Below are 12,288 nucleotides of genomic sequence, written 5' to 3' on the forward strand. Positions count from 1 at the left end.
GCATGACGATACAAGAAAAATATTAAGTCGTTATTTCCACAAGGAGTCATCATGTTAGATTCTAATTTAAAAAATCAATTGGCCACATACTTACAAAATTTGAAGCGTCCGATTGAGCTACACTTGAGTCTTGATGATTCAAAATCCGCTCAGCAATTAGATCAACTTGCCGTTGATATCGCTTCACTATCTGAGCTCATCACAATAAAACATCAAGCAAGTTCACGACTTGTAGAAATGACGATTTTCGAACCAGTCAACAATACTCGAATTCAATTTGCAGGGATTCCAACTGGGCATGAATTTACTTCATTAGTATTAGCCCTATTGCATTCTGGCGGTCACCCAATCAAGCTCGATGAAGAAACCATTGAGCAAGTTCGTAACCTTGAAGGCTCTTTTCAATTCGAAACCTTCATATCTTTGAGCTGCCAAAATTGCCCAGACGTTGTGCAAGCACTTAATATGATGGCTGCTATTAACCCAAACATTACAAGTGTCATGATTGATGGTGCGGTATACCAAGACGAAGTTACTGAGCGCAATATCATGGCCGTTCCATCAGTTTTCTTGAATGGCCAAGAATTCAGCCAAGGTCGTATCAGCTTAAAAGATATTTTGTCGAAACTTGACTCTACATCTGACGCTAAGCAAGTTGAAAAACTGAATGCAAAAGAAGAATTTGACGTTCTGGTTGTTGGCGGAGGCCCTGCTGGAGCCAGTGCTGCGATTTATGCTGCTCGTAAAGGCTTAAAAACAGGTATCGTTGCCGACCGCTTTGGTGGGCAAGTGAGTGAAACAGTTGGCATTGAAAACTTTATTTCAGTAAAAGCCACTGAAGGGCCAAAGCTCGTAGCAAGCCTTGAAGAACACGTTAAAGACTATGATGTTGATATCATGCAAGGACAAAAAGCCAAGTCGCTGACCAAAAACGGGAATATTTCCGTCGAGTTAGAATCAGGTGCAACACTTTCCAGTAAAACCATGTTAATCGCAACAGGCGCTCGCTGGAGAGAAATGAACGTCCCGGGTGAACAAGAGTATCGCGGTAAAGGCGTGGCGTATTGTCCACATTGTGATGGCCCATTATTCAAAGGTAAACGTGTTGCAGTAATAGGTGGAGGCAACTCTGGTATTGAAGCTGCGATCGACCTAGCTGGTATTGTGGAACATGTAACTGTTTTGGAATTCGACTCTAAACTTCGAGCTGATCAAGTATTACAGGATAAAGCTCACTCAATGGGTAACATTGACATTATTACCCAAGCACAAACGACAGAAGTATTAGGTGACGGAAAAAAAGTGGTCGGCTTAAGTTACACGAATCGTTCTACAGGTGATTCTCATAACATCGATTTAGCCGGAATTTTCGTTCAAATCGGTTTATTACCAAATAGTGAATGGGCGAAAGACGAGTTGCTAATGACCAATCGCGGCGAAATTATTGTCGATGGTCGTGGCCAAACTAATATTCCTGGAGTGTTTGCAGCGGGCGACGTTACTGACAGTGCTTATAAGCAAATTATCATTGCTATGGGCAGCGGTGCAACGGCATCCCTCGGCGCTTTTGATTATCTAATTCGTAATTCAGAACAAGAAGTTACAGAAGTAAAAACTGAACAGGCAGCATAATCTAATTTAATCATCTCCATCCCCCCTTTCGCCCTAAATCTGATAACAAGTTTAGGGCTTTTTTGTGTGCTTAATATCCTTAAATACAAGCACAAATAACCAAAAGTAATGAATGAGTCAAAATCCATAACCGACTCAAAAATATACTAGCTGTTTTAGTTATATAAAAGTTTGCAATAAAACATTTAACCAACAGGTTTTTAACCTTGTGCGCACGACAAAATAACAAGCCTTTTAGACATTGAAATTGATTTCATTGGCTATGGGTAACCTATGACACAACAATAAATTTGAGGTGCGTATGTCTGCATACAATCGTTCAAGATTAACAAAATCAATAAAGAGAGCATTATTATTGGGTACGGCAGCCACACTCCTGTCTCCTGTAACGTTAGCTGAAGAGAAGAGTGATGAAAACCAGATTGAGCGGATTGCAGTCACAGGCTCTCGTCTAAGTTCAGCTGAATTTGACTCACCAACCCCAATTACCAGTATAGACTCCAGTGAACTTGCTAAATTTGGTACTCAAGATCTAGCGAGTATTTTAAGTGAGTTACCAGCCGTTGGTGCAACAGATACATTAGTCGGTAACAATAACAGTAATTCCGCAGCAGGTTTAAGCTCCGCTGATTTAAGACGATTAGGTTCAAACAGAACTCTGGTCCTGGTAAATGGTAAACGTCACGTTGCTGGTGCCGAAGGCTCAGCTCAGGTTGATTTGGGTACTATTCCTGCCAACATGATTAAACGTGTTGAAATTATTACTGGTGGTGCCTCTGCAATTTACGGTTCAGATGCTGTTTCTGGTGTAGTAAACGTGATCCTTAAAGATGATTATGAAGGATTTGAATTCAATGCGACCGGAACTACATCAACTGAAGGTGTAGGTGCTGAAAACTCAAGTATCAATATTCTTGCAGGTACAAACACTGCTGACGGTAAAGGTAACGTCACTTTCTTTGCCGGCGTTGATCGTTTCTCTGAAACCCTAAATACAGATATTCGCCAATACAGCAACTACGGCAATGTCGACAACCCTTTAAATGGTGACGGTGAAGCAGGCGAAACCGATGGCATCCCTGATCGTCTTACCGTACGCAACTCTTTTTCTGAACGTATTGACGAAAATGGCGTTTTAAATCCATTCGGCGGACCAGGTACACTGTGGGCTTTCCAAAATGACGGTACACCCGTAGTACAACAAACAAGGGATAAGACGGGTAGCTTTGCGTTTGGTAACTTCCCTGATGGCTGTGATTACTGTTTCGAACCAGAAGATTATGAAAACTTTCAACCAGGCATCAAAAAAGTATACGTTGGCTCAGCAGTAAACTATGAGTTAACTGAAAATATCGAATTCTATTCTGATTTTAAGTATGTTCGTTCTGATATTTTGCAGCAATTCCAGCCATCTTTTAGATTCGGAAATGTAAGTATTAATGTCGCTGACAATGCGTTTCTTGATGAAGGCTTACGCTCAACATTTCTAGATGACGGACAGTCGAGTGTCGCACTTGCTAAGTTTTTCGATGAGTTAGGCCCAAGAACTGCGGATAATAAGCGAGAAACTTTCCGTTTTGTTGGTGGATTTAAAGGCGACTTCACCTTAAGTGATACAGCTTTTGATTATGATCTTTTCTATGTTGAAGGCCAAACAACTAATCGAAGAAAGACACTTAACTCCCTCGTCGTTGGCAATTTAACTGCTGCGTTAGATTCAGTTGTTGACCCAACTACAGGGCAAGCTGTTTGCCGAAGTCAGTTAGAATCAGCTCAGGGTGAAGGCTACGTTGACCCTGCTACTGTAAATGGCGATCAGTGTGTCGCTTATAACCCGTTCGGCTTTAACCAAGCTTCTAATGCGGCAAAAGATTTCGTTTCGGCAGATGTTACTCGTGAAGACAAGATCACTCAAAAAGTGATTGGTGGTTCTATAGTGAGTGATACCTCTGAGTTTTTCGAACTGCCTGGTGGAGCTGTAGAATTTGCTGCTGGTTTTGAATACCGTGAAGAAACATCAGAAAGTTCAACAGATGAATTTACTAAAGCAGGATTCTTAGCTAACGCAGCTACTCCAGATTCATTTGGTGAATACGACGTAACCGAATATTTCGCAGAAATAAAAATTCCACTGTTGGAAGGTTTATTCCTAGCCGATGAGTTAACACTTGATGCAGCATACAGAACTGCTGATTATTCACATGCAGGTAGAGCAAATGCATGGAAGGCAGGCTTAGTTTACGCACCAATTGAAGACGTTCGATTAAGAAGTACTTATAGCGTTGCGGTTCGAGCACCAAACATTACAGAAGCATTTAGTCCAATATCACCAGGCTTCGCTAGTATTACTGATCCTTGTGACGTTGATAGAATCAACAATGATCCAGATAGAGCAGCAAACTGTGCAGCATTAGGTATTCCAACTGGATTTCAAGCCAATGACAATGTAAGTATCGATTTACTCTCTGGGGGTAATCCAGAGCTTAAATCTGAAGAATCAACCTCTTATACTGTAGGTGTAGTTTGGGAACCGACACAGTTTGAGAACTTCTCTGTGGCAATTGATTTCTACGACATAGAAATTGAAGATGCTATCACTTTCATTGATGCACAAGACATTATTGATAACTGTGTTGATGCTACAGGTAGTCCTGATGCAGGGTTCTGTTCTCAAATTACTCGTAACCCAACAACTCTAGATATCGATCAAGTTCAATCGGGATACTTAAATGCTGCGGCTCTGGAAACACAAGGTATCGACTTTAATGTTAGTTACTTCACCTCTCTAGAGAATGTTAATCTACCTGGTGAGCTAAATTTAAGCCTTGCAGGTAACCGACTTCTTGAGCTTCAAGAATTCCAATTTCAAGATCGACCAGATGAAATCGATGTTGAAAATGGTGAAGTAGGAGATCCTGAGTTACAACTACGTTTATCAGCAGTTTATACCTACGATCAGCTAGCCGTTTCATGGGTTTCTAGATACGTAGATCGCTCTGCCCGCTTTGACGTATCACCAGGAGGGGACATCCCAGAAGATATTTCGCCATCATACGTTGGTTCAATCACGACGCATGACATTAGTTTTGCTTACAACGTAAATGACAATTTATCTGTGAATGCTGGTGTAAGAAACCTATTAGATAAAACGCCTCCTGGTTACACCTCTAATGCCCTTTATGACTTAATTGGTCGCAGAGCATTTGCTGGAGTATCTGTTAAGTTCTAACCAATTGTAGCTGAAACCCAGTGCACAAAGGCCCGAAGCTTCCCTCCGGGCCTTTTTATTTGTCATAACCTCATAAATATCGACACTCTTAATATCGATTTTTTTCACAAAACTTTTACATAATATTGAGCCGATACTGTTGTCGCTCTTTCGTAGAAAAGGTGTTCAGCGTCTTTTTATTATTTTAGAAAATCCACTGAATACTTGCCTTTAACTCCAGCAACAACTTCACACAAATTAACAAAAAAAATATTAAAAATGGAATACATGCCTTGTAAAATCTTCCGCTTATCGTCAAATTTGTTAAAACTTTACGAAACAAATTTAAATTCATGATGTACTTCCAAAAAAATAAGATCACAAACCAAGAACACGGCCAAATTTAACAGATTAGTTAATCAAAAATAACTTCACAATCTTGCCCTACTTTAAATAATGCATTAAGTGCATCATTATTTTCTGGCATCGACTAACAAATTAGACATTCGACTAAACTCTTTAATATTTAATAATATTTCGTTATTAATAGCCGCAACATATTCCGGAAACTATTATACCGATCAACATCTTCTTAAAAGTGACGTGGCATTACTACAATATTAACAAAACCTCAAAGATACACTAATTTAAAACTAAATCATTGTTCAAATATATCATTCCAAAAAAAATACATTTTATTATTTACAATTAAAGTTTGCACCCCATAACAAGTAACACCGAAAATAAGACTAACTAAACAACAATTATAAATTTGTTCACAAAAAATAATTAAAAAATAAATACCCCTTAAAAACATATAGTTAAAGTGAGAGCAAACCATCAACCATTAACCATTAACCATTAACCATTAACCATTAACCATTAACCATTAACCATTAACCATTAACCATTAACCATTAACCATTAACCATCAACCATCAACCATCAACCATCAACCATCAACCATCAACCATCAACCATCAACCATCAACCATCAACCATCAACCATCAACCATCAACCATCAACCATCAACCATCAACCATCAACCATCAACCATTAAACAAAGATCTTTTAGACATATAAAAACCACCAACCCAAACAAATAACCATATTAATGTAATCATTCTAAAAAACGTAAAACACAAAGTCACCTTTATTCAAACAACAAAATTAAATAACAACTAGAATATTAACGCTAATTACTGACCGTAAAACCATCCATTTAAAACATTAACTCTAATTAAATTAAATATTCACTTATGGTCGGACTTCCATTATTTTATTATTCACATAAAATAAACCAAATAATAAACAATAAGCAACTTACATAAATCACTAAGTTTTTAAGTTAATACAACTTTACTTTTTAAATTAACAACCACTGTTAACTTAACAATAAATTTAATGATCGTTGCGCCTTTATGCTAGGAATAAAAAATGAAAAAAATAATAACGCCGCTTATCACTGTAAGCATGTTTTTGGGGTTAACCTCTGTACAAGCGCAAACTCCAGAAGAATATTATAAAGAATCTGGCTGCTACCATTTTTATGACGTAGAAACACAGCAAACTCAACTTAACGGTACAGATACTGACGGCAATAAGTTCCATTGCCTAAATGGTGATTTATTTGCAGATTTGCCGGAACCACCACTACCAAGTTACAGCCTAACAAGAGGCGTTACTTTTTTTGAGCGAGGAAATAACAAAGTATTCATGCAATTGGGTCGTAAAGGTCTAGGTAAGCCGTTAGATAGCTTAAAACATGAAGCGAGGTTTAACGGCATCATGGATACTGGAGGTACTGGACTACACAATAGCGTCTTAATGTCTCTTACACGCACTCAATATGGTGATATTACTCGTGATGAAGTATTAGTTTTAGCACCGTGGGGCGACAGAGTTGAAGAAGTTGTAGGCTTTTTTGACAATCAAGAGTTTATCAATGTTGAGGGGCATAGTGGCTTAGCAGCTTACGTTAATAATGACGCCTTCATCAATTTCTTTTACCCTGTTGTAAAAGAATCGTTTCTAACTGAGAACCTAGCTTTAAATAAACCCGTTAAAACTAACTTTGACCGCGGTCAATTCAATGGACCTCAGTTTGCTGTTGATGGCGATAGAGTAAGTAAATCAAGTCGCTGGTTAGCAAGAGGTGACACGGGTGTTGCTAGTGAATACTTAGAAATTGATTTACAAGGTGAACACCCTGTTTCGAGAGTCAACTTTTGGACCGGGTATGATGGTTACAACACAGCAATCCCTGAATATTCAATTGAATATTACTCTTCAACGAAAAGACGCTGGGTGACTCTTGTTCACAATACGCAAAATGATAAAGCAATCGTGACAGAGAATTTTGATACTGTTTTAGCTACCAAGATCCGCTTTGCTGGACGTGGTTACATGCGTGTGTATGAAATCGAAGTCTATTAATAAGATTAAGTTTTTACTTTCTTTGTAAGCATTTAGAGCTCTTAATATTAAGTTAGGAGCTCTTTCATCAATATTAAAGATGTTGAAAAGAAATACTCTCAAAAAACAATTAAGCCGTAACATTAATTGTATGACCACTATTACCGACAGGCTTAGCGACATTAGTTGCGGCCTCAATCAATTGCATAGCCATTTCACCTTGCATTTCTTGATGCTCTTTTGCCTTTACTAGCATCTTTGTATTTGCTGTTTCATTAGAGACGTTTGTCTGAATGTTCCCACTATTTACATTCATAATCACTTCCTTCACTTCACTTCATTTTACTTTTCATCGGCACTACCGCTTAACTTCTTTAAGTTTTTTTTAAATAAAAGTGAACCTTTACCCTCTTCAAACAAGCTCGTAACCTAATGAATACAAGGCATTCTTAATCACCGTTTAAAAATCTTTTTTAGATATCGAAAAACACGATCTTGATCAAATTATTTACCGTATATAGTGCCAATATGGAGGTAGGAAAAGTTCTAATCTTCTACTCAAAAGGAAATGATAAATGCGTAAAAATGATCCAATTTCTAAAATCGTGTCTTCTGATATTCACGCTATTCAAGATGGTCAAAACCTGAGTGATGTTAGGCATATTATGTGCAATTCTAGCATCCACCATGTACCTGTTTTAAGTGGCAGAAAGCTTGTGGGGCTGATCAGCTTTACCGATATGATGAAGTTGAATTTAGTGACAGGACAAGCTAACGAATATACGGCCGATGCTATCATTGACCAGCAGTTTACTGTTACTGATGTAATGTCTAAAGACTTAATAACGATAACCAGTAAAGATAATATTCGAACGGCTGCGAAATTACTTTCAGAAGGTGATTTTCATTCTCTACCAGTGATTAATGAAGAAAATGAATTGGTTGGAATCATCACAAGTACAGATTTAATTAAATATTTATCAGAACTATATTAAACCTGATTAATATATGTAGAGGCTTCGGCCTCTTCGTGTTTAAATTATTGAACATGCTTTTAAGAGAAGGTCGCCCATCATGCTTGCTCGAGCATCGACCATAAAACAAATTTTTTTAAATAGTTTGATGGCAAACACAACAAAAGCCCCAGTTATTCCATTTATTATAAATGGCTATTACTTCGAAGTTACAATTAATAAAAATAATGAACAATTTCAAAGCTTTCATGTGAAGTCGCCTAATAGACCTAATTCTTTGCCTAATGATCAACCTTCAACAGTTATTTCTAGACCATCTTGGATATCAAACTTAAGATGTTCACAAGTTCATTCGGCAATTTCTAAAAGTATAAATAACGATTTTTCTGCAGTACAACGTGCAGAAAAAGATCCTTTTACAGATTTTGATGATCAGTATGGCAACGACGAATATGTGCATGTCTTACGAAAACCCACACAAGCAAAAGACGCTCCAGAAGAACTTTTCTACTCAACTTCATCTGGTTAAAATAAGACTACAGTTCACTATAAGCTATACTCGACACCCTATCTATCCCTTACCAACCCTTTTTCTACCGACTTTATAACTCGATTGGTTTTACGACTAATACTATCAATCTCACTTTCAGATTTTATAGCTTGTTGCTCTAGAGCCCAATCAATATGCTCAAACACCATTTCATCAACTTCTTCTGATAATTTTCGTTGTTTTAATTGTTCAACAATCTCTTCAGAATATGGAGCGTTACCTAATGCTATTGCGATATTTCTGAGCCATAACTTATGCCCAATTCGACGAATTGCACTGCCTTGCATTCGCTGTAGAAATTCAGCTTCTGACCATGAAAATAAATCCAGCAATTTAGGTAATTGAAGTGGCTCTCGAATATGAAAGTCTGTTTCATTAGTTAAAGGAGCTTCACTGTTAACGGGGCACACTAATTGGCAATCATCACAACCATAAATGCGATTTCCCATTAATGACCGTAATTCCTCAGGAATTGAACCTTGATGCTCAATCGTCAAATATGAAATACAACGTCTTCCATCAACCACATAAGGCTCAACAATAGCACTAGTTGGGCAAGATTTAATGCATGCAACGCAGGTATTACAGCCTTCTTCTATTGGCGTATCAACTGGTAATGGAAGGTTAATTAAAAGCTCTCCGAGAAAAAACCAGCTACCTGCATTCTTGTTAAGAATGAGCGAGTGTTTACCCGTCCAACCTATTCCTGCTTTTTCTGCTAACGGTCTTTCTAAAATTGGAGCTGAATCAACAAATGGGCGATAATCAGGTAACTCCTCCCCTAAAACTTCCAATTCTGCGGAAATTTTATCCCCGAGTTTTTTCAATTTATTACGCATCAGCTTGTGATAATCACGTCCACCAGCGTATCTGGAAATATAAGCAAGATTAGGATCTTTTAAGTTGGTAGCAAAACCTGCTTGAGGTGGTAAATAATCCATACGAGCGCTGATCACTCGCAAGCAACCAGGGTGAAGTTCATGTGGTCTGGCTCGCATCATGCCATGATTAGCCATATAGGCCATTTCGCCATGATAGCCTTTATCTAACCATTCTTGAAACTTAGGTTCTTCAGCAGACAAGTCAGTATCGCAAATACCAATATGGGCAAAGCCAAATTCTTTGCCCCAATCTTTAATCTGATCAGTAAGCTTTTGCAGTTGTTCTGCAGATAACATGGAACATCACTCTCATAAAAAATCGGGTCAATGATACCACTGAACCCGATTCTACTTTTGGTTTACGCTAACGCTTAGAAAGAAGTACGTTTATACTGACGATATTCAGGACGCCAGAAGTTCTTCTCAATGGATCTAAGTAAAACTTCTTCTTTCATTTCTAAAGCAACACCATCAGCAATTGCAGCTTGTGCTACAGCAACTGCGATTTTCTTACTGACAAGATGAATATCTTCTAATGGAGGTAATAACTGCCCTTCTCCATCTATAGCCAATGGAGAGCACTCAGCTAATGCACGACTGGAAGCCATCAACATAGCATCAGTAACTCGTTTAGCTTTAACAGCGATTACACCTAAGCCTATGCCTGGGAAAATATAACTGTTATTGCACTGCGCAATTTCAAATGTTTTATCACCGACAACCACAGGTTCGAAAGGGCTGCCTGTAGCAACAAGCGCTTGACCGTTTGTCCAATGAAGCACATCTTTTGGTGTTGCTTCAACACGGCTTGTAGGGTTCGATAATGGGAATATTATCGGGCGTTCACAATGCTTGTGCATGGTTTTGATCACTTCTTCAGTAAACAAACCTGGTGCACCTGAAACACCAATCAATACGGTTGGTTTAGCATTGTTAACGACATCTAATAGTGAGATGTTGTCGCCTATGCCTTCCCAGCTTGATGTTTTATCCGCTTTTTGAGCTAGCTTAGCTTGGAATGGTAATAGCGTAGGCATACTATCAAGTAATAGTCCCCAGCGATCTACCATATAAACTCGACTGCGAGCGTCTTCATCAGAAATGCCTTCTGATATCATTTGAGCCACAATAGCTTCAGCAATACCACAACCTGCACTACCTGCACCTAAGAAGGTAACACGTTGCTCGCTTAACTTCGTACCTGCTGCTTTACAAGCCGCCAATAGTGAACCAACTGTAACAGCAGCCGTACCTTGAATATCATCATTAAAGCAGCAATAACGATCTTTATAGCGCTCAAGTAATGGCATAGCGTTCTTTTGTGCAAAGTCCTCAAACTGAACAAGTGCATCAGGCCAACGTTCTTGAACGGCTTCCATGAATGCTTCAACGAACTCGTTATACTGGTCACCGCTAATACGAGGATGGCGCCACCCCATATACATAGGATCTTCTAATAACTGCGGGTTATCCGTACCAACATCTAATGTAATTGGTAAAGCATGAGCAGGGCTAATGCCACCACAACTGGTATACAGCGATAACTTACCAATTGGAATCCCCATTCCACCAATGCCTTGGTCACCTAGACCTAGGATACGTTCACCATCAGTTACCACAATAACCTTAACTTTACGACGTGTTGAGTTATTGATGATATCCCTGATTCTATCTTTACTCGGGTATGAGATAAATAAACCACGGTTTCGGCGATAGTTTTTTGAGAAACGCTCACACGCTAAACCAACGGTCGGCGTATAGATGATCGGCATCATCTCTGTAATATGTTCTTGCACTAAACGATAAAATAACGTTTCGTTGGTGTCTTGAATATTACGCAGATAAATGTGCTTATTTAAGTCATTATCAAAGCGCTTATATTGCTCATAAGCTCGAGAAACCTGCTCTTCGATCGTTTCAATCGCAGAGGGTAATAAGCCCTCAAGGTTGAAGAAGATACGCTCTTCTTCAGTGAACGCAGTCCCCTTGTTAATTAGCGGGGCTTCTAAGATCGCTGGACCAGCAAAAGGAAGATACAGTGGGCGTTTTTTATCGTCCATGGGCAGACCTTTATTTAATTCTGTTGCAATTAATAGAGAAGATTACTTCCCTTGATATTTTAAAGATAGACCTTTAATGAAGTTTCGAAGTACCTGATCGCCGCATGGCTTGAAGTTTTTATGATCAGGATTTCTAAAGAAAGCACCAAGCTCACCTTTGGATACACGTAAGTCAGCTAACTCTAATACGCTAATGATATCTTGCTCTTTCATTTCAAAAGCAATACGTAACTTTTTAAAAATAAGATTGTTATTTAATTTTGTCGGCTTAGGAATTTCAGCACCTTCACGTAAGCCACGTTTGTCGAGAATTACACCATCGAGGAAATGACATAGTGCTTTATCTAAGCAAGGGACAAACTGAACATCATCTTCTTTTCTTAGAAGGTGGTGCATATCAACATTCGAAATTTCTAGACCTGTTTTAGCAAAGATCTCAAGCATTTTTGTATCGTTATAATCTAAGACGAAACGTAGTCGACGCAAAATATCATTATTATTCATCTGGAGTTCAAAGGTTAGCAATTTAGGAGCGCATTATAGCTAAAGTTATATAGAAAATCGCAA

At 38.5% G+C, this 12,288-nt stretch carries 9 protein-coding genes; 5 read left to right on the forward strand and 4 right to left on the reverse strand.

Annotated features, from left to right (window positions below; translation table 11 throughout):
• The first annotated feature begins 51 nt into the window (after positions 1-51).
• The 3 genes from ahpF to AC1EU2_RS03210 all read left to right on the forward strand — a co-directional run bounded on the left by ahpF (position 52) and on the right by AC1EU2_RS03210 (position 7,277).
• Complete coding sequence (ahpF, locus tag AC1EU2_RS03200) at positions 52-1,632, forward strand: alkyl hydroperoxide reductase subunit F (protein WP_480296541.1); 1,581 nt, start codon at positions 52-54, stop codon at positions 1,630-1,632.
• Positions 1,633-1,933: 301 nt separating this feature from the next.
• Positions 1,934-4,861, forward strand: a complete 2,928-nt coding sequence (locus AC1EU2_RS03205; RefSeq protein WP_480296542.1) for a TonB-dependent receptor plug domain-containing protein — start codon at positions 1,934-1,936, stop codon at positions 4,859-4,861.
• Positions 4,862-6,278: 1,417 nt separating this feature from the next.
• Positions 6,279-7,277, forward strand: a complete 999-nt coding sequence (locus AC1EU2_RS03210) for a discoidin domain-containing protein (RefSeq protein WP_480296543.1) — start codon at positions 6,279-6,281, stop codon at positions 7,275-7,277.
• A 109-nt stretch (positions 7,278-7,386) separates the two neighbouring features.
• On the opposite strand, the gene AC1EU2_RS03215 is transcribed toward AC1EU2_RS03210, so the two are convergent.
• Complete coding sequence (locus tag AC1EU2_RS03215) at positions 7,387-7,572, reverse strand: cytoplasmic protein (protein ID WP_480296544.1); 186 nt, start codon at positions 7,570-7,572, stop codon at positions 7,387-7,389.
• Positions 7,573-7,831: 259 nt separating this feature from the next.
• On the opposite strand from AC1EU2_RS03215, the gene AC1EU2_RS03220 reads away from it, so the two are divergent.
• On the forward strand, positions 7,832-8,251 hold the full coding sequence (locus tag AC1EU2_RS03220) for a CBS domain-containing protein (protein ID WP_480296545.1): 420 nt from the start codon (positions 7,832-7,834) through the stop codon (positions 8,249-8,251).
• A gap of 79 nt (positions 8,252-8,330) precedes the next feature.
• A complete protein-coding gene (locus AC1EU2_RS03225) occupies positions 8,331-8,759 on the forward strand; it encodes a hypothetical protein (protein ID WP_480296546.1) in 429 nt (142 codons plus the stop codon).
• 38 nt (positions 8,760-8,797) lie between these two features.
• On the opposite strand, the gene queG is transcribed toward AC1EU2_RS03225, so the two are convergent.
• From queG to AC1EU2_RS03240, 3 genes are all read right to left on the reverse strand, one after another.
• Positions 8,798-9,958, reverse strand: coding sequence for a tRNA epoxyqueuosine(34) reductase QueG (gene queG / locus AC1EU2_RS03230; RefSeq protein ID WP_480296547.1), 1,161 nt, complete (start codon positions 9,956-9,958; stop codon positions 8,798-8,800).
• A 74-nt stretch (positions 9,959-10,032) separates the two neighbouring features.
• Positions 10,033-11,721 (reverse strand): NAD-dependent malic enzyme, encoded by a 1,689-nt coding sequence (locus tag AC1EU2_RS03235; RefSeq protein WP_480296548.1) that lies wholly within the window; start codon positions 11,719-11,721, stop codon positions 10,033-10,035.
• Positions 11,722-11,763: 42 nt separating this feature from the next.
• Positions 11,764-12,225 (reverse strand): YehS family protein, encoded by a 462-nt coding sequence (locus tag AC1EU2_RS03240; protein WP_480296549.1) that lies wholly within the window; start codon positions 12,223-12,225, stop codon positions 11,764-11,766.
• Positions 12,226-12,288: the final 63 nt, after the last annotated feature.

The sequence above is a fragment of the Parashewanella sp. 2304DJ23-3 genome (genome assembly GCF_056591695.1).

Coding starts and splice junctions, on each gene's coding strand:
- ahpF (WP_480296541.1), top strand. CDS start 52: ATGTTAGATTCTAATTTAAAAAATCAATTGGCCACATACTTACAAAAT.
- AC1EU2_RS03205 (WP_480296542.1), top strand. CDS start 1,934: ATGTCTGCATACAATCGTTCAAGATTAACAAAATCAATAAAGAGAGCA.
- AC1EU2_RS03210 (WP_480296543.1), top strand. CDS start 6,279: ATGAAAAAAATAATAACGCCGCTTATCACTGTAAGCATGTTTTTGGGG.
- AC1EU2_RS03215 (WP_480296544.1), bottom strand. CDS start 7,572: ATGAATGTAAATAGTGGGAACATTCAGACAAACGTCTCTAATGAAACA.
- AC1EU2_RS03220 (WP_480296545.1), top strand. CDS start 7,832: ATGCGTAAAAATGATCCAATTTCTAAAATCGTGTCTTCTGATATTCAC.
- AC1EU2_RS03225 (WP_480296546.1), top strand. CDS start 8,331: ATGCTTGCTCGAGCATCGACCATAAAACAAATTTTTTTAAATAGTTTG.
- queG (WP_480296547.1), bottom strand. CDS start 9,958: ATGTTATCTGCAGAACAACTGCAAAAGCTTACTGATCAGATTAAAGAT.
- AC1EU2_RS03235 (WP_480296548.1), bottom strand. CDS start 11,721: ATGGACGATAAAAAACGCCCACTGTATCTTCCTTTTGCTGGTCCAGCG.
- AC1EU2_RS03240 (WP_480296549.1), bottom strand. CDS start 12,225: ATGAATAATAATGATATTTTGCGTCGACTACGTTTCGTCTTAGATTAT.